The sequence below is a fragment of the Bradyrhizobium sp. Rc3b genome, from assembly GCF_900114915.1.
In the GTDB taxonomy this organism is placed as follows: domain Bacteria; phylum Pseudomonadota; class Alphaproteobacteria; order Rhizobiales; family Xanthobacteraceae; genus Bradyrhizobium.
Genome location: NZ_FOUS01000007.1, coordinates 101,950 through 120,645 on the forward strand (window position 1 = coordinate 101,950; position 18,696 = coordinate 120,645).

General features: G+C 62.3%; 21 protein-coding genes and 1 pseudogene. 6 read left to right on the forward strand and 16 right to left on the reverse strand.

What is annotated here, in order from left to right; all coding sequences use genetic code 11:
• Positions 1–18: 18 nt before the first annotated feature.
• Positions 19–1,110, reverse strand: coding sequence for a DUF1236 domain-containing protein (locus BM190_RS17585; RefSeq protein WP_092257138.1), 1,092 nt, complete (start codon positions 1,108–1,110; stop codon positions 19–21).
• A gap of 219 nt (positions 1,111–1,329) precedes the next feature.
• Here BM190_RS17585 and BM190_RS17590 point away from each other — a divergent pair, with 219 nt between their 5' ends.
• A complete protein-coding gene (locus BM190_RS17590) occupies positions 1,330–1,557 on the forward strand; it encodes a hypothetical protein (RefSeq protein ID WP_011090370.1) in 228 nt (75 codons plus the stop codon).
• A gap of 271 nt (positions 1,558–1,828) precedes the next feature.
• On the opposite strand, the gene BM190_RS17595 is transcribed toward BM190_RS17590, so the two are convergent.
• From BM190_RS17595 to BM190_RS17640, 10 genes are all read right to left on the reverse strand, one after another.
• Positions 1,829–2,341 carry a PRC-barrel domain-containing protein gene (locus BM190_RS17595; protein ID WP_092257141.1) on the reverse strand — a complete coding sequence of 171 codons (513 nt, stop codon included), beginning with the start codon at positions 2,339–2,341 and terminating at the stop codon, positions 1,829–1,831.
• A 440-nt stretch (positions 2,342–2,781) separates the two neighbouring features.
• Positions 2,782–3,822 carry a glycosyltransferase family 4 protein gene (locus BM190_RS17600; protein WP_092257144.1) on the reverse strand — a complete coding sequence of 347 codons (1,041 nt, stop codon included), beginning with the start codon at positions 3,820–3,822 and terminating at the stop codon, positions 2,782–2,784.
• 132 nt (positions 3,823–3,954) lie between these two features.
• Positions 3,955–4,164, reverse strand: coding sequence for a hypothetical protein (locus BM190_RS17605; protein WP_092257148.1), 210 nt, complete (start codon positions 4,162–4,164; stop codon positions 3,955–3,957).
• Positions 4,165–4,254: 90 nt separating this feature from the next.
• Positions 4,255–4,653 (reverse strand): hypothetical protein, encoded by a 399-nt coding sequence (locus tag BM190_RS17610; RefSeq protein ID WP_092257150.1) that lies wholly within the window; start codon positions 4,651–4,653, stop codon positions 4,255–4,257.
• Positions 4,654–4,669: 16 nt separating this feature from the next.
• Complete coding sequence (locus tag BM190_RS17615) at positions 4,670–4,870, reverse strand: hypothetical protein (RefSeq protein WP_092257153.1); 201 nt, start codon at positions 4,868–4,870, stop codon at positions 4,670–4,672.
• A 176-nt stretch (positions 4,871–5,046) separates the two neighbouring features.
• Positions 5,047–5,481, reverse strand: coding sequence for a hypothetical protein (locus BM190_RS17620; protein WP_092257156.1), 435 nt, complete (start codon positions 5,479–5,481; stop codon positions 5,047–5,049).
• A 98-nt stretch (positions 5,482–5,579) separates the two neighbouring features.
• Positions 5,580–5,924 (reverse strand): DUF1236 domain-containing protein, encoded by a 345-nt coding sequence (locus tag BM190_RS17625; RefSeq protein WP_092257750.1) that lies wholly within the window; start codon positions 5,922–5,924, stop codon positions 5,580–5,582.
• Positions 5,925–6,111: 187 nt separating this feature from the next.
• Positions 6,112–8,232 (reverse strand): glucans biosynthesis glucosyltransferase MdoH, encoded by a 2,121-nt coding sequence (gene mdoH, locus BM190_RS17630; protein ID WP_092257158.1) that lies wholly within the window; start codon positions 8,230–8,232, stop codon positions 6,112–6,114.
• Positions 8,220–9,680, reverse strand: a complete 1,461-nt coding sequence (locus tag BM190_RS17635) for a glucan biosynthesis protein G (RefSeq protein WP_502687004.1) — start codon at positions 9,678–9,680, stop codon at positions 8,220–8,222. Before BM190_RS17635 ends, mdoH begins: the two co-directional genes overlap by 13 nt.
• Before the next feature lie 493 nt (positions 9,681–10,173).
• Positions 10,174–10,356, reverse strand: coding sequence for a DUF3606 domain-containing protein (locus BM190_RS17640; RefSeq protein WP_011090744.1), 183 nt, complete (start codon positions 10,354–10,356; stop codon positions 10,174–10,176).
• A 119-nt stretch (positions 10,357–10,475) separates the two neighbouring features.
• Here BM190_RS17640 and ligD point away from each other — a divergent pair, with 119 nt between their 5' ends.
• The 3 genes from ligD to BM190_RS17650 all read left to right on the forward strand — a co-directional run bounded on the left by ligD (position 10,476) and on the right by BM190_RS17650 (position 12,984).
• Positions 10,476–11,396 (forward strand): non-homologous end-joining DNA ligase, encoded by a 921-nt coding sequence (gene ligD / locus BM190_RS17645; protein WP_092257161.1) that lies wholly within the window; start codon positions 10,476–10,478, stop codon positions 11,394–11,396.
• The gene (locus BM190_RS40485) at positions 11,393–11,530 is read left to right on the forward strand and encodes a hypothetical protein (protein WP_177237135.1); all 138 of its coding nucleotides are present in this window, start codon (positions 11,393–11,395) and stop codon (positions 11,528–11,530) included. The genes ligD and BM190_RS40485 overlap by 4 nt, the downstream gene beginning before the upstream one ends.
• 653 nt (positions 11,531–12,183) lie before the next feature.
• Entirely contained in the window at positions 12,184–12,984 is an 801-nt protein-coding gene (locus tag BM190_RS17650; protein WP_092257756.1) for a hypothetical protein, read from the forward strand.
• 15 nt (positions 12,985–12,999) lie between these two features.
• Here BM190_RS17650 and BM190_RS17655 read toward each other — a convergent pair whose 3' ends face one another.
• A complete protein-coding gene (locus BM190_RS17655) occupies positions 13,000–13,332 on the reverse strand; it encodes a DNA ligase-like domain-containing protein (protein WP_349516735.1) in 333 nt (110 codons plus the stop codon).
• Positions 13,333–13,698: 366 nt separating this feature from the next.
• Here BM190_RS17655 and BM190_RS40490 point away from each other — a divergent pair, with 366 nt between their 5' ends.
• On the forward strand, positions 13,699–13,857 hold the full coding sequence (locus tag BM190_RS40490; protein ID WP_177237136.1) for a hypothetical protein: 159 nt from the start codon (positions 13,699–13,701) through the stop codon (positions 13,855–13,857).
• Between the two features lie 519 nt (positions 13,858–14,376).
• Here BM190_RS40490 and BM190_RS17660 read toward each other — a convergent pair.
• Positions 14,377–15,594: pseudogene (locus tag BM190_RS17660) on the reverse strand (ComEC/Rec2 family competence protein); the annotation flags it as partial.
• 95 nt (positions 15,595–15,689) lie between these two features.
• Positions 15,690–15,923, reverse strand: a complete 234-nt coding sequence (locus BM190_RS17665) for a DUF2171 domain-containing protein (RefSeq protein WP_024341296.1) — start codon at positions 15,921–15,923, stop codon at positions 15,690–15,692.
• A 387-nt stretch (positions 15,924–16,310) separates the two neighbouring features.
• On the opposite strand from BM190_RS17665, the gene BM190_RS17670 reads away from it, so the two are divergent.
• The gene (locus BM190_RS17670) at positions 16,311–17,633 is read left to right on the forward strand and encodes an MFS transporter (protein WP_018320231.1); all 1,323 of its coding nucleotides are present in this window, start codon (positions 16,311–16,313) and stop codon (positions 17,631–17,633) included.
• Between the two features lie 135 nt (positions 17,634–17,768).
• Here the strand turns inward: BM190_RS17670 and BM190_RS17675 are convergent, their stop codons facing one another.
• Positions 17,769–18,131, reverse strand: a complete 363-nt coding sequence (locus BM190_RS17675) for an SPW repeat protein (RefSeq protein WP_018320230.1) — start codon at positions 18,129–18,131, stop codon at positions 17,769–17,771.
• 171 nt (positions 18,132–18,302) lie between these two features.
• On the reverse strand, positions 18,303–18,689 hold the full coding sequence (locus tag BM190_RS17680; RefSeq protein ID WP_092257165.1) for a nuclear transport factor 2 family protein: 387 nt from the start codon (positions 18,687–18,689) through the stop codon (positions 18,303–18,305).
• Between the last annotated feature and the right edge of the window lie 7 nt (positions 18,690–18,696).

The window sequence follows — 18,696 nt, forward strand, 5'->3', positions numbered from 1 at the left end:
TTTCTCCTCTTTGCGAACTCAGTCGATCTCTTCAATAATGCGACGATCACCCGGTTCGACGATGTAGGTGCGGCTGTCGCGGTTGATGTACCGGTATTCACGAAGCGTCGGCGCTTCGCGATAGACCTCCTCCGGGAAGGCCTCGATCTCCACGCCCTCCGGCACGCGCGCTCCAGTGCGGATTTCGGTCCGAACCGAGCTGCCGGTGGTGACCCGCTTCTCGCGCTCGACCGGACGCGCCTTGGCGTGCTTGCGGATCACCTCACGATCGCGGTCAGTGAAAGTCGTCTTGCGCTGCTCCGTCCGCGCCGGAGCGGCGGCCGTCGAACGGCCGGAGTACGGCAGGACCGTCACGATCTTGTAGGTCGACGGCTCGACGATCACGATCTCGTCCTTCACCAGGACGAAGTTGTAGCCGCGATACTGCGGCACGATCTCGACGACATCGGCCGGCAGCGGCTGCAGGCGGACGTCGCGAGGCACGACCGTGCCAACCGACAATGAGAAGTTCACGTTGGTGAGCGGCTGCACGTTCAGATGCGAAATCGACGCGCTGATACGGGTCCGCTGCTGATCGTTGATATTCACCGAGGCATTCACGTTGGTGTTCGACGAACGATCTGCCGTGTTCTGCTGAGTGTTCGGCTGCTGGGCGGTGTTGGTCGAACCGCTACCCGACGGCGACTGCGCCTGGTTGGTGTTCGAGGCAGGCGGATTGGCGTTCTGCGTCTGGGTGTTCGTATTCGACGGAGATTTGGTCTGCGCCTGGTTGGAGGGCGTCGTGGTTTGGCCCGATGGCTGATTGGTCTGGGCCTGGTTGGTCGGATTGTTCGAGGCCGGCGCCTGCGTCGTGTTTATCCCGGTCCCGGAATGGGAGGACTGCCCAGCGGCGGTCTGACCGCTAGACGGAGACTGGGTCTGGGCCGAATTCGTCGAAGAATTGCTCTGCGAGGATCCCGAGGACGAGCTGGAGGGCGGGGTCGATGTCGAATCCTGCTGACGCTGGGTGGCGGGCGGATTGGAGCTCGACGTGCTCGGAGAGGACTGCGCGAAGGCCGAACTCGCGAGGGCGACTGCAGCGGTGGTAGCCAAGAATAAACGCTTGTTCATCTGAAACCTCCTCAATGCGGACGTCGATCAACCCTTGACGCGATGCGCGGTTCCGAATCGGGAAAACTCGGCATCGGGGTTGCGTGCATTTCTTTCCTGAGGCCGAGGATGTCGCTGTAGCGAAATGACACGTCCTCTCGGCTACTCGGGAACAATCGGAACTTCGATTGCGCCCTCTCGTTGGCAATGACTACTTACGCATCTTTTGAGGAGGACATCATGAAGAAGCTGATCGTTTGCGGCGCCCTCGCCGCTTTCGCCCTCGGCACCCAGGCCGCCAGCGCCGCCGAGTTCTACATCGTCCGCGACGCGACCACTAAGAAGTGCACCGTTGTCGACACCAAGCCGACGACCACCACCACGACGGTCGTGGGCAACGGCGTCTACAAGACCAAGGTCGAGGCGGAATCCGCCGTGAAAACCACCAAGGTCTGCACCGAGCAGTAAGCGAACATTCGTAGGCCGAAGGAGGCCTGCGAAGCGTACTGACAGCAATTGGAGGAGAAAATGCCCGTATTGATTCTGTGGTCCGTTCCTGCCGTCCTCGTTGTTGGCGGCGTCGGCTATTTCCTGGTTCATATGCACTGAGCTAATGGACTTCCGCACAAACGGCCCGCCCGGCAGCCCGGGCGGGCCGTTTTTCTTTGGCCAAGTTCATACTAGCCCAGAGAAAAAGGGCCTCCGATGGAGGCCCTCAATCCGAGAACGCTTGGTACCGTCAGTTGTAGTCCGAATACTTGAACTGCGGGAGCGCCTTCAGCTGCTCCTTGTTGCCGCTCATGACGGCGTGGTCGGGGACCCAATCGTTCGCGTTGCGGCTCGTCGTGTTGGTCGAAGCCGCGCCGGTGGTCGTGTCGCGTGAAGTGGTGGTGGTGCTGGTCGAGCTTGTCCGGACAGGCTCCTCGATGAACTTCAATTTGTCCATGGAGACGGCGATGTCGTGTTCGCCCATGCCCAGGAAGCCGCCGATTCCGATCACCACCGCGTTGATCTTGCCGCTCTTGTCGACGAGCAGCTCGTTGATGTCGCCGAGCTTCTCGTTGTTCTCGTTGTAGACGTTCAGCCCCATGAGCTTCGAAGCGCGCCAGTTACCCTTGAACGCTAACTTCGCGTCGGTCGTGTGAGTGGTGACAGCCGGCGCAGCGCGATCCGCCGGTTGAGTGGATTGGGCTATGGCCGCGCCGCCGATCATGGCGGTGCCGAGCAGAGCCACGGCAAGAATGCTTTTCATCGATTTATCTCCTCCAACTGAGAACTGTATCCGTTCGGATGCCAGCCCCAACGCCCGGAATTGCCGCTTGTTCCCGATGCCGGAACTCGGGGAAGATTCGGCTTTCGCTGTTCGCGCTCCTACCGACGCTGTGGTGACCACGCGGACGGAAACGCCCCTACGTTCGGAACGGAGGCAGGCATCCGAGAGATGTGGCCACACCTGCTTCGAGCAGTCGGCCGCTTCAATCCCGGACTCCCGCACCTGCTGGACCTTTGGTTGCTGAGAAGGCGCTTCGCCCGCGAGAGCCCGCGTTGCAAGGAAAGCGAAAGCTGCTGCGGAAAGGGTCATTTTCATGCCGGCCTCCTGTTCGGCAACTCAACGACCAGAGACTGAAGCCGTTCCGGCAGGCATCGAAACGAGGCTCCGTTCGCGAATCCTTCGCGCTCAATGGGACCGGGTCACGCCCGACGTCTTCCGCAAGCGGCCAACTCGCGGTAGCGGCTCTCGTACTCCTTGGCCATCCGGCTCGCGACGAAGCGCTCTTCGAACCTTGCGCGAACCCTTCTTCGGTCCAGTAGGGCGACTTCCTTTACCGCTTCGATCGCCTGCTCTTCGCCGTCCACGATGAGGCCGGTGACGCCGTCCTCGACGACTTCCGGCACCGATCCGGAGCGGTAGGCAATCACGGGTGTCCCGCACGCCATCGCCTCGATCATGACGAGGCCGAACGGCTCCGGCCAGTCGATCGGAAACAGCAAGGCGGCGGCCCCAGCGAGGAAAGATTGCTTCCGGATTTCGTCCACCTCACCGACCAGCCGGATCGTCTCGCCATCGATCTCGGGCTCGAGCTTCTTCTTGAAGTAGGCCGTCTCAGCTCGGGGTATCTTGGCCGCGATCCGGAGCGGCATCCGGACGGCGCGGGCGATGCGTATAGCAGCTTCCGGCCCCTTCTCCGCCGTCAGCCGCCCGAGAAAAGCCAGGTATGACCCGGCTTCGTAGGAGGGGCGAAACAGGTCCTTGGGCAATCCGTGCTGAATCGTCGCGATCCAGTTAGCGCCGGGAAGCGGACGACACTGGTTGTCCGAGATGGAGACGAAAGGAGCGTCGGCGAACGTTCCAATCACGTCGGGCAAGCCCGGAAGGTCCAGCCGGCCGTGCATCGTCGTCAGAAACGGCACGCCGGTCCTGCTCAGCACCGGCAGCGGCAGCCAGTCGACGTGGGAATGAATGACGTCGAATTCGCGCGCACGTTCAGCGACGGCCTCGATCAGCAACGAGCAGGCGGCGTTGGCGTCGACACCGCGCCGCCCCAGGCGCAGCGCGCGCGGCCACACCGCGTGAAGCTTGGCTTTCGTTCTGGAATCGCCGCTTGCGAACAGGGTGACGTCATGGCCGAGGTCGACCAGTTCGTCCACCAGCCAGGCGATCACCCGCTCGGTGCCACCGTACAGCTTCGGAGGGACGCTCTCCGCCAACGGGGCAAGCTGGGCGATCCGCATCGAACTAGAGTCCGACCGCGACGCGCAAGCCGACCACGATGAACGCCGAAATGAGGAAGGAGATCGCGAGCAGGGTCCAACTCGGCCTTGTGCTTCCGTTGGCAACGCGCGTGACAAGCATTTTCATGCTCGTCAACATTCGTCTCTGGGGAGCCGGTACAGGTACGCTAACCCGAAGGTGGCGAGTTCTTCGGTATCGCTCTGTCGCTCTTCCCATCTCCGATGCAGATGGCGCTCCATGAGGCAGCGCCGGCCATCATGCGCGTCGACATCAGGGTGTCGCGCCCGATACACGGTCCAGGCCGTATCCGTGGCGTTCTTCAAGACGACGTCGTCGGCCATGCTCACTCTCCGGAGACGAACCTAGTCGCTGCCAACTCAAGGCGCTTCGGAAAGTTTCCGGTTTTTCCCGGTCCTAGACGAAGAGCGTACTCAGGACGCCTTCGCACGCGCTCGCGCTGCGCGGCGGCGCTGCAGGCGCTGGCTGCGGTCGACTCTTGTAGAGGCGAGAAGTCTAGGCGCTGGTCCTGCGGTCGCGAGATCTTCGACCGAAGCATCGCGTTCTCGCTGCGGCCCGGACGACCTGTTCTCCATGAAGTCAAGCACCGCCCGGCCCTTCTCGGTAATCCTCCATCCGCCATTAAGGCGCTCGACGAGCGCCTGCGAAAAGATATCGAGGTCGGGCATGCGTGCGGCGAGGCGCTTGGTTCGCTCGGCCCAGTCCCGCCCGCTCGTCGCCAGGATCGCCATGTCGCGCTTGAGGTCCGCCACGACGGCGAATCCATCGGGATAGCTCACCAGGATCTTGAGTACCGTGACCTGGAAGTTCACGCCTCCGCGCCCCGCGCTATCGCCACATGGTCGGCGCGTCGTGAAGCGCTTCGCGGCCGACCTGCTTCAGGCTGTCTGCGGCGATGTCGCCGTTTGCGGCGGCTTCCAGAATTCGCGAAGCGACGCGCGTGCGCGCACCGGTTTCCAAACGCGAGATGTCCTCGCAGACCTCGTCGAGTACGGCGCGCAGAAGCGCGGTCGTGGCCGGATCAAACATGGGAAACCCCCAAAGGAAAACACATCATAGCGCGACCGAACGGCCGCCGAATTCAATAGTGTTAAGCACGGCAAATATCCATCAACTCTACAAGCAACGCTCGGCAGTGCAATCTCTGGGATTGCCGCGCCGCAGGAGGGCCGCGCTGGGACGGCTGGGCCTTTTCGTTGCATGCGTCAGTAGCTCAGCTCACCACAATCCGCTTGCGAAAAAGTCGTGCCGATCGAACGCCAGCCGTGCCTCAGGCGATCTTCTCGGCAACTTCGCCGATCGCCTGGTATGGCACGAGCTTCTGCACGACGGCGCGCTGGCGGTTCTTTCTTGGTCTCGGGAGCCGGGGCAGCAGGCATTGCGGCCAGCGCCTCACGCGCCGAGCCTAGGCGCTGTTCTGCAGTCGGCTCCGCCGCTGCCACCGCCGGATTGTCCGGGCGAAAGCGCGTGTCGAAGATGATCTTCTCCGGAAGGCTTCTCGCCGAGCGGATCCGGATCGTGGTCCTGTCGAGGTCAGCCTCGCCGGCGCGCTCGATCGGGGCCGGCAGGTACCGGTCGGCCGCGAAGAGCAGCGCGAGCAGAGCCCCGCCCACGGCTACGAAATATCGGATGATCGGCATCTGACCGCCATTCGCAGAGTCAAGGAATCGCTTCTCGGCGGGTATCGGACGCCGGCTTGCGGCGGGTCGCCTCCTCTGCGCGACCCGCCGCGGCGGACTTAGTCCACCTCTTGGACCACGGTGCGTGTCGACGGATCGACCAGCATTACGCGCTCGCCGGAATAGACATAGCGGTACTTGGTGAGCGAGGGACCCCACTCGGCGGGCACCGCCTCGAGCTCAACCTCGCGGGGCACCGGTTGGCCGACCACGATCTTCTCGCCGGTCTGCACCGGGCGCACCTTGTGTTCCGTCACATAGGTGCGGATCTTCGTGCGGTATTCCGGCTCGATCTGCACGGCGGCAGCATGACCCGTGCCGGTGGTGGTGACGACCGTGGACTGCGCCATTGCACCGGTCGAAAGCATAGCCACCATCGCGACCGTCAAAAGAAGCTTGTTCATGTTGTTCTCCTCGCCGTCATATGCGGCATGCGAGAACCCGCGAAATGAGGGCAAGGTTCCGGAACGCGGCAGGATAATTGCCTGATTTTCCCGAACTCAGGGGCGAGATCGCCGTCGCCGGAAAGTTGTCTCGGGGTCAAGGACCAGCTCGAGCCCATGCGGGGTCCGCCCAGCGCTCGGTGCGCGTTCATCGCTTCTGCAACACAGTCGAGAGCGCCGAGCCGTCGTTCAAGATCGAGAAGACCTCACGCGAAGACAGATGCGCGGCAGCCTCCTCGAAAGTATCGCTGGCATCGACCCTGGCGCGTCCGACTGCGAAGTTCGCATCGACCGTGTCGGGCCGGACAACACGAGGGGACGGCAGCTGGGCGACGTGAAAGGCCAGCAGCACGGCGTCTTCGCGCAGCTCCACCAAAGCGGGTTTGATGCCGACCTCCGCCGTCGCGCTCAATTCGTTGGCCCGGCGCAGCACCGCAGGCGGCTCTCGGTCTTCAGGGGTAGCAAACAGTTGGCGGGAGGCGGGCCTGGCCGTCAGCGCCCCGATGGGAACGGCGAACAGCAGCCCGATGATGACCGGCGACATCCAGAGCAGAAGGGGCAGCGAAACGGCGTATGCGCTTGCCGCCATCGCGATGCCGCACAAGGTCGGGATGCCGTACTTCCGATATAGCTCGCGGCGCTCCACCGTGCCGTCCTCCCGCCTTTGCGTCTGCCAGCCGGCATCGCGGCCCGCCAGAATCTCGACGACGGCGATCGACTGAAAGATCATCATCACCGGCGCCATCAGCGCCGATACGACGATCTCTGCGAGAACTCCGGCCGAAGCACGCAACGCGCCGCCGAATTGACGTCTCACCGAGCCCCGCATCCAAACAAGGACGAGGCTGAGCAGCTTCGGCAGCAGCAGCAGTCCCATCGTGGCGACGAAGACCCAGATGGCGAGCACGGGATCCTGGGCCGGCCAAGCCGGAAACAACGAGAAACCCTTCGGAAAATACTCCGGACGCACGAAGCTGGCCTGCAGCGAGATCAGCATCCCCAGCAGCAGGAAGAGCAGCCACAGCGGTGCCGTCAGATATGCCCCAATCCCAACCATGAAATGCAGGCGCGACACCCAGTGGAGACCCCGCGCTGGCACGACAGCCAGATGCTGGAGATTACCCTGACACCAGCGCCGGTCGCGCGCTGCGAAATCGAGCAGTGAAGGCGGCACCTCTTCGTAGCTTCCACCGAGCGTCGGCAGCATGTAGATGCCCCACCCGGCCCGCCGCATCAGGGCGGCTTCGACGAAATCGTGGCTGAGGATGTGCCCGCCGAACGGCTTGCGCCCGCCTAACTGGGGCAGCGCCGCCGCTTCGGCGAACGCCTTCACTCGAATGATCGCGTTGTGGCCCCAGTAATTGCCTTCGGAGCCGTGCCACCAAGCGACGCCCGCGGCGATTATCGGTCCGTACAGTCGGCCCGCGAATTGCTGGACGCGGCTGAACAGACTTCGGGCATTGACGATCATGGGAAGAGTCTGGACGAGGCCGGCGGTGGGGTTGGTCTCGATGGCATGGACCAGTCGGACGATGGTCTGTCCGCTCATGAGACTGTCGGCGTCGAGCACGATCATGAAGTCGTAGACGGCGCCGAACCGCGTGATCCACTCGGAGATGTTGCCGGCTTTGCGCGCCGTGTTGTCGGCGCGGTGACGATAGTACAGGCGTGGCGCCCCGACAGCCTGCCGCAGCGCGAGAAGCGCCTTTTCCTCGGCGACCCAGATGTCCGGATCGGTGCTGTCGCTCAGAACGTACCAGTCGAATAGCTCTCCGTGCGGGGTCGCCTCCAAGGATTCGATGATCGCACGAAGCCGCGCAGTCAATTGGTGAGGGTCTTCGTTGTAGGTGGGAAGCAGCATGGCCGTGCGGCCCGCGATCGCCGGCAGTTCCGCGTCTGGCTCGAAGACGTCCGGACGGTGGGCCAGCAGCACGAAGAAACCGGCCAGGGCGGAAGCGAACGAAAACGCCACCCAAGCGAGCAGGACCAGAAAGTGCGCCAGCACCATGGCTTCAAGGATGGTGACGCCGCCGACCTGCAGCACGCGATACATCTCATGCCCGCCCGCCCCCGTGAGCGCAGCCGTCGAGAGCAGGATGAGGATGCGCCGCCAGGCCATCCTGGACGAGACCGGCGCAGGAACACGAACCGCTACCCGGTTCTTGCCGAGGTCGCCGGGAGCCATCGGAAGGGGGGACTCGCTCGGTAGCAGGCGCTGGGTCGCGATATCGCTGACAATTGGCCGCGGTGCCGTGCTCAGGGTGCCCATCGGTAGACCCAGATTTCCGACAATGGCTTATCGCCTTCTGCCAGAAACGCCCGCAGCTCGATCGGCTCGCTTTTCACCTGGCACTGGAAGCTGAGCCGCCACCCACCTGTGTGGGGATTGGGCTGCGTGACGATGTTCTTAACCTCGGACTTTTCCGCCGTCACGACGCCTTTGACAGCGGCAGGATCGACGCCCTTGAGGTTGTCGCCGAGCAGATCGAGCACGAACAGGCGTGCGTCCTCACCCCTCGCCCCGATGCCGGTTCGCGTGAATCTGGCGAGCGAATGCGGCTTCGGGCTATCCGGCCCCCAATGCAGCCGATGGGTGTAGTTGTGCTCGCCCTTGGCCCGCAGCGGGTTTTTCGGCCGCCAGAATGCGGCGATATTGTCGTGAACCTCCTCCTTGGTCGGTATCTCGAACAGGGTGACGCTGCCCTCGCCCCAGTCCCCGATCGGCTCCATCCAGAGACTTGGACGTTTTTCGAAGCTGGATTCGATGTCCTGGTAGGCGAAGAAGTTTCTCTCCCGCTGCATTAGCCCGAAGCCACGCGGATTGAGATCCTGAAAGGTACTGATCTGGAGATCGCGAGGATTGCTGAGCGGCCGCCACAGGCTTTCGCCCTTCCCGTTGAAGATCGCAAGGCCGTCGGAATCGTGGACGGACGGACGGAAATCGTCGATGTCGTTGCGGTCGTTCGAACCGTAGAAGAACATGCTGGTCATGGGCGCAAGCCCGGCCCGCGCCATCTCGACGCGCGGGTAGAGCGACATCTCGACGTCGAAGACCGTCGTCTCCCCGGGGCGCACGGTGAATCGGTAGCTCGCGGCGCAGCTCTTGCTGTCGAGCAGAGCATGGATCACCAAGGAGGTCGCACGTGGCGCCGGCCGCTCGAGCCAGAACGTCTTGAAGAGCGGAAATTCCTCGCCCTTGGCTTCGCCCGTATCGATCGAGAGCCCCCGGGCGGAAAGCCCGTATGTCTGCCCCTTGGCCACGGCGCGGAAATAGCTCGCGCCCAGGAACACGCAGACCTCGTCGTAATAGTCGGGACGGTTCATGGGTGCATGGATGCGGAAGCCTGCAAAGCCGAGATCGCTGTCCTCGAACGCCGGGACTTTCTCGCCGAAGGAAAAGTCCGCCTTGCGGTACTTGAGCTCGGTCGCCTTTCCGTCCGCGACCTCGAAGATGTTCACTCTGTTCTTGTAGAAGAAGCCGCGATGGAAAAACTGGGCCTCGAACGGAAGATTCTTGCCGCGCCAGAGCGCGCGCTCTGGCAAAAAGCGGATCGAACGGTACTGATCGTAGTCGAGGTCCTTCAACCCGCCCGGCAGCTTCTCGTCCGGCGCCTCGAACGGCTTGCTTGCTATCGTACGGGCGAGATCCCTCACCGTGGACGGCCCGAACGAGGCATCGGACGCAGCGGCAAAACCGCTGCGCGAAGCGAGCAGCAACGCCGGCAGCAGCGCCGACCCTTGAACAAGCTGGCGTCGGTTCACGTGCTCTCCTCGCTACTGCTGCCGCGGCCAAGCAACGAGCGCCACGCCCGCAAGTTCCATCGCCGGCCATCACTGGCGAAGATGTGTGGCGGCGAATGATGGATTTTCTGGAGTCCACATCCGCGTAGCGGAGGTCTCGCCGAGTGCTCTCGGAAGCTCTGGAGCGGATCGAGCCTCACGTCGAGACTGCGATCCCGTTCCGTTCTGCCGGGGTAAGCACGGCCGGATTTGTGACACCCCACTGTGCCCCCGATTCGGCTCGCCTGGCCGTCATCCTCGGCCGATTTCGAGGCACTCAAGAACGGCCCTCAGCGCTTGTCGCCCGCCCTCATCGTTGCGAACGACAGGACCGCTGGTGTCCACGCGGGCGCGGCGTGTCGAGCCCGGCGTGCAAAGACTGACCGCCTTCACCCGGTTCTCCGGCCGGACTTGAGGCGGCCACGCTGACTCACCGGCCGAGACGCTTCTCGACGCGCTTGCGGGAATTGCCGACCTTCTTGACGGCCTTCTTCACGGCCGATGCCGAGCGCCCGGTCTTCTTGGCTTCGTACCGGACTTCGTAGTCCTGTCCCTTCGCGACGCGGGCGCGGTCCTGCTTGCGCCCACGCGCGGTCTTCTTCGCTGCGGCCATCGGCTCCTCCTCTTGAGAATGTTGATGGCGATGCAAACGCCGCAAGGATTCGCGGGTTCCGGAAACGAATCCTGCCGTCCCGGCTTGAGTCCGCGAGTTGTTGAGTTGGAGTTCGTTGCGTGGCGTTTCAGCGGCGTAAACCGGCGGCGAGCGGCGTGAAGGCGCCCTTCCCTGGCTTTATCGAACCGGCCCTGGCATCCTCCGTCGAGAGAGTGCCGTCCGGGGAGCGGTGGAATCATGAAATCAAGTTCGACGGCTACCGCGTACAGATCCATCTGGCGAACGAAGCCGTGAAGGTCTTCACCCGCCGAGGTCACGACTGGACCAACCGCTTCAAGAAGGTCGCCGATGACGCCTGGCACATCAAGGCGGGGTCGGCGATCGTGGACGGCGAAGTCGTGGTCCCCGCCGCGGACGGCACGACGGACTTCTCAGTCCTTCAGAACGAACTGAAGGGCAGGTCGACCAGCATCGTACTGGTCGCCTTCGATCTCTTGTACCTGAACGGCCGCGACCTCCGGAAGCTACCGCTTTTCCAACGCAAGACTGAACTCATGAAGATCGTCGACGGCACCGAAATCCAGTTCAGCGAAAGTTTCGAGCTTGAAGGCCGCGACATGTTCGAGCACGCCTGCAGGATCGGACTGGAAGGCGTTGTCTCGAAGATACGCGACAGCGCGTACGCCAGCGGCCGCGGCAACAACTGGGTCAAGAAGACCTGCGCGCAGCGCGAGACCCTGACGATCGCCGGTTTCGCGCTCGACGAAGGCAAGTGGGATGGCATCTATCTTGGTCGGCGTAAGGGGGACGACCTGGTCTACGCCGGCAAGGTCGACCACGGCTTCGACAAGTCATCAGCCGACGAACTGCGCAAGCGCCTGGAGCCGCTGGTCCGTAAAACCCAACCCTACACAAAGCGCATCGCTCACAAAGGCACTTGGGTCGAACCGAAGCTGCTCGCTGAGATCGAGTACCGCGCCAAATCAGCCGAAGGCAAGGTGCGGCATCCCTTCTTCAAGTGCCTCCGGGAGGACTTATGACCCGCGTCGGCCCCAAGCTTCGCTCAGAGAAGCGGGTGTTGCTCGCCATGCCGAACATCATGGCACGCCACGTCGAGCCGGGCGGCCTCGACGAAAGAGCTACGATCGACGCCTTGCTTACTGTGCTGGATTGACGAGGAGGTCGTCGAGGCCGTGCGTGAACTGGAGCGCACTCTGCGTTAGTTGCCTTCTATCGCGAGAATCCGTTTCGTACGGGGACATCAAAGGCGCCCTGGTCACTCGACGCGCCGATCTATGACGATGGCGAGGCAACCCTAGCTGACCGCGCAACCGGCGTTATATCGGACGAAGTGCCGATGTAGGGGATGGATGGGGCGCGCGCAATTGAGCGAATAGGCCCGCCGGTTTCACGCCGGCGGGCCTCTGTGCTAGCCTGGACGTGCCGGGCCGATCGTGCGGACAGTCGCGGCGCGGGCGCGGGTGCGGAACCTTCTCGCCCTGGAGGCACCCACCGGTCGCGCGTGAGCTCTGGTCCGGCTCGAAAAGCTCATCCGGCTATCATCGCAAAAGGCACGCCACTCTGGTCATCCGTCCTTGTAGTTCCCTGAGTTCTGAACATACTTCCGCCTCCTCGACTGCGTTAAAAACGCCAGTACAGTTCTGGGTAGCTGTGTAAAAAAACGACGTGACGTGCGGCTCCATGCTCACCTTTAGGAGAGTTTCGCAGGCTCAAAAACCATCTGAGTCCCGTTGAATTTTAGCTCGCCCTAGCGCAGATGCGGATCGCTCTCAGGCGGGTGCCATTGAATTTGATATGGAGCGCCAAATGGATTCCACGCTGGGCGACAAGCTCGCGGAAGAGCAGATCACAAAAAGCTTGGAGGAGCAGTTTTCTAAACTGGTCAACCCAGCGCGCGAAGAGGAAGTCGGTCCGTTGGCCCCGCCGACCAGGAGGAAGATATCTCGCGCCACGCCAGCAACGATTCATCGCTCGGCGGGTTGGCGCTACGTGGTTTGCGGTTCTCTATTGGCAGCATCCATCGGTGCGGCTGCCTGGCGGTGGTCACCCTCCGTTGATAAGGCGATGGTGCCCCCCTCAGAACCAGCACCTTTGACACAGGCCGCGCAGCACGCCGCCGCGCCGACTGCAGTTGCCCTGTCTTCCGAACTTGCGCGGCAGCTCCAACCGATGGTGCGCGATTTCGCTGTCTTGAGGCAAACGGTCGAACAACTCGAGGTGAGACAAGAACAATTGGTGCGCGACAATGAAAATCTCGTAAGCCAGATCAAGGCGAGCCGGGAAGAAATGGTGCGTAACAACACTACCATCGACCAGATCAAGGCGACCCAGATTCAGATGGCGCGCGACAGCCAAACGCTCACCGAGGGGCTCAACGCAAGCCAGGAACAACTCGCCCACGTCATCGCCAACGCCTCAGAGCCAAATGTGATGCATGAAGAGCCAAAAATGAGCCCCGAAGAGCCAAAGGCGACGTCCAAAATACCACTGCCCCGGACGCGGCAGTCGGCCAATGTCGCCCAGACGCAAAAGCCGGCGCCAATCCCCGCGCTGCCGCAAGTCAAAAAACCGCAAACATCATCGGCCTGGCCCTGGTCGATGCGCTAACGCGATCGGAACCGGTCAACCGGGCCCGGCGAGTGCCCGAGACCCCTCTACATAGCTTGCTCGATCTGCTCGGCGGGGGTGAGCGGGGGGCGATGTTTGCAGATCCTCGCGCAGGCCCTTGAAGCCGGCGGCTCGAAATTGATCGGGCACGATCTCGCCTTCGAAAGGCGCCATGATGATCCCGTCCGGCCGGCGAGCCGGTAGCTGCTCGAGGTTTGTCTTACGGAGATGCAAAGGCAGAGCGCCCACGTCGTCACCGCCCATCGCAAGAATGTCGAAGGCGTAAAGCTGAGCTTCGTGATCATGCTTGCGGCTGTGCAGCGCGTTGAAGTCGGAGAGCCCGTCCATCCAGGATCATAGCCTCCCGATCGATCCGCTTTGCTTCGCCGATAGTCTGATTATGGCTCAACGATAACCAACCAGCGCCACTCTACACTACGCTATGGTGGCAAGCATCGAATTACCCCGCCGTGGGCGAGGTTCCTATTAGACCGTTGCTCCTAGGATTATTTCGGCGGTTGCAGCCCTGTCGAGCGAGCGACCTTGGGCGATGGGACCACGATGTATTCTGTCGACAAGACATTTCATCGGGGAGTGATCCTCGAATTGTCCAGATTGATTGCGGCCAAGTTCGTCCCCTCCTGCGGGGCGCTTTGGCGCGCTGGAACGTTTGGTGCCGCGGCGCGTCCTTGAGACATCTTGCTGGGTCGACCGATGGACACAGTAGCTGCCTATGCGATCTCGGCCTTTATCGTCGGCTTTGGCATCGGGATCTTCATTGCCGGCCTAAACTCTGGCGCGCCGGCTTTGTGGGCCTGCGTCGCCCTGATACCCGTCGCGATCGGGCTGCTGAGTGCTTTCGGTCCCAAATAACAAATCCATCTCGAAAAAACGGCCCCAGCCGTCTTGGCAGCGACTGGGACCGTTGGGACTACTCCGGGCCACGGGGGCATGGAGCCGGAGCACAGCACCAATCCAGTCGCTTGCCGGTAGTTCCTAGGATGAACTGCCGCCCAACTCAGGCGGCCTTACTTCTACGTGTTGCGCTTATAAATACACGCCTGGGGAACAAATGCTGACCTATTTAATTTCCACGGGTGTTCTTACCCGGAGAACTACGGACGCAACCCTAAAGCGATTTATAAGGTTGTGCGGTTGTGTTTTAGCGAACAAGTCGGGAAAATTGACCACGGCCAAGCACTGAACACCACGTGAACGCCCGCCAATCACTCCGGGACTTTTTCCGGAACTCTGCGCCACCAATCCGGGGTTTCTGCCCAGTTTTGAGCGGCTTTCGTTCCGGGGGAGCGATGCCGGCAACCCAAAAAACCACAGACAATTCAATGGTTTTGTTGCCCTAGACAGGGGTTAAGACACTGACGCATTCCGGCTCTGAAAACTCGGATGCACCAGCGCCTCCGGTGCGACTGCGAGCACGATCAGTGCCGCCACTGCGAGCGTGCGGAAGGTGATGGCGCGGCGATCGACCATCACTGCGATCAGCACCACCGCCGTCATGAAGAACGATCTCTGCGTCGCGACCTCCGCGCCCGACAGCAGCAGATAAAACGCAGCCGCGACCAGCGCTGCGGCCGCCGACCATTTCTTGATGGCAAAGCCGGCCGCAAGTCCCGGGATCAAGGCCAGCAATGCGCGCACCGCGAAGAAGACCACGCCGGCGACGACCGCCATGTGATAGCCGGAGATCGAGAGCACGTGCCCGAGCCCCGAGATGAACATCGCGTCGTTGACCGGCGTGGAAATCGCATCGCGCCGCCCGGTGAGTAGCGCTGTCGCGATCGCGCGGTTATCGCCCTCGAGCGTGGCCCGGATGCGCGCATCGATCGTATCGCGCAGGCCTTGCATGAAGGCGGCATAGCGCAGCCGCAGGCCACCGGCATCGGGCGGGATTGAAGCCGTGATCGCGCCCATCACGAAGCCGGAAGCGCCGATGCCCTGAAAGAACATGTCGCGCGAGAAATCGTAGCTGCCGGGGCGCACCGGCGAGAGCGGCGGCATCAGCCGCGCCTTGAGCTGCACGAAGCTACCGACCTCGGGCGCAGTGCCCTTGCGCACCGACAGGCGGACCCGTTCCAGCTTGACCTCGCTGCGCTGCGCCTCCATCGCGGTGACGCGCAGCACGAAACGATCGGTGCGCTCGCGGATATCGCGGGCCTCGACGAAACCCGACAGCGACACCGAATAGAGCGGCTTGGCCAGCACGGGATGGGCGATGCGCGCCGTCTTCCAGGTCGCCACGGCAAAGCCGGAAGCGACCGCCGCAATCATGATCGCAGGCGCAAAGAGCCGGCTCCGCCGCAACAGGATCGCGCCAAACGTGAGCGCGATCGCCGTCGCGGCAACGACCCACAGCACTGGCTCATGATCGGCGGCAAAATAAAGGGCGATACCGCCGCCAAAGGCGACCGGCACCCACGGCAACAGTCGCCCCGCGCCGGCCTCGGCGCGGGCCCATTCACGCAGCGTCTCGACGATTGCCGGCCAGGCTCCAAAGCCCGCGGGGGCAAAGCCGCCAGCCGGTGCAGCACGGCCGACCGGCCACGTCCCGGCAACTCCCTGGGAGCGTATTGGCCGGCCCGGCTCCGCCATATCCCTGCACCTAACGCGACGCGACTGGCACAGAGGCTACCGGAACGTGCGACCGCGCGAATAGCGGTACAGATCGGGAACGCAAGAAGGCGCCCCTACTTTTCCTCTTCCATGGTCACGGCGACCGACGCCTTGGCAGAGAGCCGCACCTTGTTACCCTCGACATCGGCAACGAGACCCTTGTCGATGAAATGATGATGGCCCTTGTGGCTACCCTCACCGCTGTCCTTCTTGGTCAACTTGATGCGATTGCCTTCGACGCGATCGACCGTGCCGACGTGGACGCCGTCGGCGCCGATGACTTCCATATGCTCTGCGATGTTCTGCATGGTGGGTTCCTTTTCCGGCTCCCTCACAACGCCTGAGACGCCTTTCCGTTCGCTGATTACCAGACGTCGCGGACAATTCGAGTCCTTGCGATCTCTGTCGCAAAAACGCCCCGTGTCAGATCGATTGAGCCGAAAGTCTCATAAGTTGGCAGCCCGTGGTGGGATTACACTACGGTTCCCCGCCTCCCTGACAGACGGGCAGGCAGTGGTGGCTCGCGGCTCTAAGACCGCCGGAGCTCTTCTCAGGTGGCGCCAAACGCGCCTGAGGTCAGACGTTGCCGACGCAACTCTTTGAATTGGCGCCTGCAACGCCGCGCATCACGCTCTCCGCGAGAAGATCGACGCTGAATCAAGCGAGGAGGCGTTTTGAAACCATAGGAGGCGCACATGCAGGTACCGAGCGATTTTCGCCGCGTGATCATCGCTGCGTCGGTAGGAAACATCATCGAATGGTATGATTTCTATATCTTTGGCAGCCTGGCCGCAGTTCTATCGGTCAAGTTCTTTGAGCAGTCGCACCCCATCGCCGCCCTGCTCAGCACGATCGCGCTGTTCACGGCAGGATTTCTGATCCGTCCGGTGGGAGCATTCCTGTTCGGATGGATGGGTGACCGGGTCGGCCGCAAATATACGTTTCTCGTCACGCTCAGCGGAATGGGACTGGGCACGGGAGCGATCGGATTGATCCCAACCTACCAGTCGATCGGGCTGACGGCTGCGATCCTTCTCTTCGGCTTGCGCATGATCCAGGGGCTGTGCCTGGGCGGCGAATATGGTGGCGCCATCACCTATGTTGCCGAGCATGTGCCTGACGACAAGCGCGGCTACTACACCGGCTGGCTACAGACCTCTCCGACTCTCGGGATCGTGGTATCGCTGGCAGTCATCATCCTGACCCGAACCTATGCCGGCAATCAGGCCTTCGATGAATGGGCGTGGCGCATTCCGTTCCTGGTGTCCTTCCTGCTGGTGGCCATCGCGATTTATATTCGCCTCCAGCTCCAGGAGACGCCGATCTTCCAGGAGATCAAAGCCCGCGGACAGATGACGAGGAATCCGTGGAAGGAGGCCTTCCTCAGTTCGAACATCAAATACATCGGGATCGCCATCGTGGTCCTGATCGGACAGGGCGTGGTCTGGTACAGTGGTCAATTCTGGGCGCTATACTTTCTGCAGCAGGTCTCCAAGGTGGACCCGCTGACCTCGGCCTACATCGTGGGAGCAGCATTGCTCATTGCAACGCCGAGCCTGATTTTCTTTGGCTGGCTGTCGGATCAGATCGGCCGCAAGCCGGTGATCCTCGGAGGCATGCTGCTCGCCGCGATCACGTACTATCCGCTGTATCTGTGGCTGGGATCGGTCACGCAGCCCGGAAACATCAACTATCCGACCGCTATCTTCATCATCTTCATCCTCGTTTGCTACGTCGGGATGGTGTACGGCCCGGTCGGCGCATTTCTGGCAGAATTCTTCCCCGCCAGGATCAGGTACACATCGGTCTCCGTGCCGTACCACATCGGCAACGGCTGGGGTGGCGGATTGGTGCCGTTCATCACCTCGGCGGCATTCGCCGCGACCGGCAGCATCGGCTACGCACTGATCTACCCGATCGTGGTCCCCGCGGTATGCTTCGTGCTCGCTGTCTTCCTGATGCCGGAGACGCGCAAGATCAGCATCTGGCAACCGATCGAGCCCAGAGCCGCATTGTGATGGCTTGTGATGGGATGACCTGGTGCAGGACCGCGAGGCCCTGCACCGCACATTTCCTTCGGAATGCCGGAGCCAAATCCCCCCTCTCCGACCGTCATTGGATAGAGGTCGGCGAAGTTCGGCTAACCGCTCTTGTCAGCCGGCTGGATGATGCCAGCGATCGTGCCACCAGGCGGTGAAGTCACGATCGGTCATCAGTTCCCAGCCGCCGAGCAAGATCACCAATATGCCCGACAATACGCTGCTCACCGTGGCTGACGCTGACTCATAGCCAATGGTCCAAGGCGCCAGCACAAGAGCCAGACCCAGCAGCATTTCTCCCCACTCTTCCAGATATGACGGGATGACAAACGCTTCTACGGCAAAGAGCACGACGCCGAGCCCGAGCGCGATGGTGATCCAGACAGCCGCTCCGGACAAGCCCAGGATGAAGGACGACAGGACCAGCCATACGCCGACCAACAGGCTGGCAGCATCTTGCCAATGTTGGATGCGCATAATGCTCACCTCCCCTCTTCCAATTAGATGGGGCGCACCGATGAAAATGCATCCATCCAACCTGCGTTATGTTGCCGCTGCGCTGATCCGGGGCGCCAATCCTGACACGTATGTCGCTGGAAAGGGCCCCAGCAACCGCCTTGCGTCAGGACGCAGGACGTTCCGCTGCCGCTAGATCAGCGATGTCCGCGACGAGGCGTGGTGATTGACGATCTTCCAACCGCCGTCCTCGCGGACGATCACCCAGCTCATCTTGACGATGAGATCGTCCCGCTCGCCCGCGAGATCGAACGTGATGGTCGCGGCCATGTTGATCAGATCAGGGCCGGCCTGCGCTGCGTTCACATCGGAAAACACAGCGCTTGGCTTGCGCCAGCGCGGCAGGCCGTTGAAATAATCGGCAACGCCGTCCCTGCCCCGATAGAGTCTTGGGTTGGAGCCGAAGAAGAACGCGCTCTTCGAATAGAGCGATGACAGCGCGGCCGCATCGAGAGTCGCGAAGCCGGCGCACCATTTCGCGATGATGGCGGAAACGATGGCGTCGGCTTCGCTGCTCATGTGCGCC